The sequence below is a fragment of the Mesorhizobium sp. M4A.F.Ca.ET.022.05.2.1 genome (genome assembly GCF_003998845.1).
GTDB lineage: Bacteria > Pseudomonadota > Alphaproteobacteria > Rhizobiales > Rhizobiaceae > Mesorhizobium.
The window spans coordinates 1-1,127 of the sequence record NZ_RZOJ01000743.1; the positions used below are offsets into that span (position 1 = coordinate 1).

Here is a 1,127-nt window from a genome sequence, read left to right on the forward strand (position 1 = left end):
GGTCGGGCGGTTGAGGTGGCAGATGCCGGCCTGAAGGCGGGCAGCGACCGCCATGGCGCGCTTGATGTCGCGGCTGAAGACGGCCGACGACAGGCCGTATTCGGTGTCGTTGGCGACGCGCACCGCCTCGTCCTCGCCCTTGACGCGAATGACTGGCTTGACCGGCCCGAAGGATTCTTCGGCATAGACGCGCATCGAAGGCGTCACGTGATCAAGCAACGTCGCTTCCACCACAGTGCCGGCGCGCTTGCCGCCGGCGACAAGCTTCGCGCCCTTGGCGACTGCGTCGGCGACCAGTTCCTCCATCTTGTCGGCGGCCTGGCTACTGATCAGCGAGCCCAGCACGACGTGGCCGCGCGGATCGCCTGCCGGCAGTTGCGCGGCACGGGCGGCGAGCCTGGCGACGAACTCGTCGGCGACCTTGTCGTCGACGATCAACCGTTCCGTCGACATACAGATCTGGCCCTGATGCATGAAGGCGCCGAAGGTCGCGGCATTGACCGCCGCGTCGATGTCGGCGTCGTCCAGCACCAGTAGCGGCGCCTTGCCGCCGAGCTCGAGCAAGGCCGGCTTGAGATGCCTTCCTGCAAGCTCGGCGATGATGCGGCCGACCTTGGTCGAGCCGGTGAAGTTGACGCGCTTGACGGCCGGATGCGCGACCAGCGCTTCGACGATGCCGGCCGCGTCCTTCGGATCGTTGGTGACGACGTTGACGACGCCCTTGGGCAGACCGGCCTCGACCAGAACCTGGCCGATCAGCCGGTGCGTGCCGGGGCATATCTCGGAGGCCTTGAGAACCACCGTGTTGCCGCAGGCGAGCGGCATCGCCAGCGCGCGGGTGCCGAGGATGACGGGTGCGTTCCACGGCGCGATGCCGAGGCAGACGCCGGCCGGCTGGCGGATGGCCATGGCCAGCGTGCCCGGCTTGTCCGAGGGGATGATCTCGCCCGAGATCTGCGTCGTCATGGCGGCGGCCTCGCGCAGCATGTTGGCGGCCAGCATGACGTTGAAGCCGGCCCAGGGGCCGGTAGCGCCGGTCTCTTCCATCATCAATTTTGTGAATTCGCTGACCTTGGAGGCCATGACGTCGGCCGCCTTGGAGAGCAAGGCGCGGCGTTCGCCGGGGC

The 1,127-nt window shown here is 68.0% G+C and carries 1 protein-coding gene; it reads right to left on the reverse strand.

Annotated elements, in window-relative coordinates; genetic code table 11:
• Positions 1 to 1,127: aldehyde dehydrogenase (locus EN745_RS35065; protein WP_145992339.1), on the reverse strand; the 1,127-nt coding region annotated here is incomplete at both ends.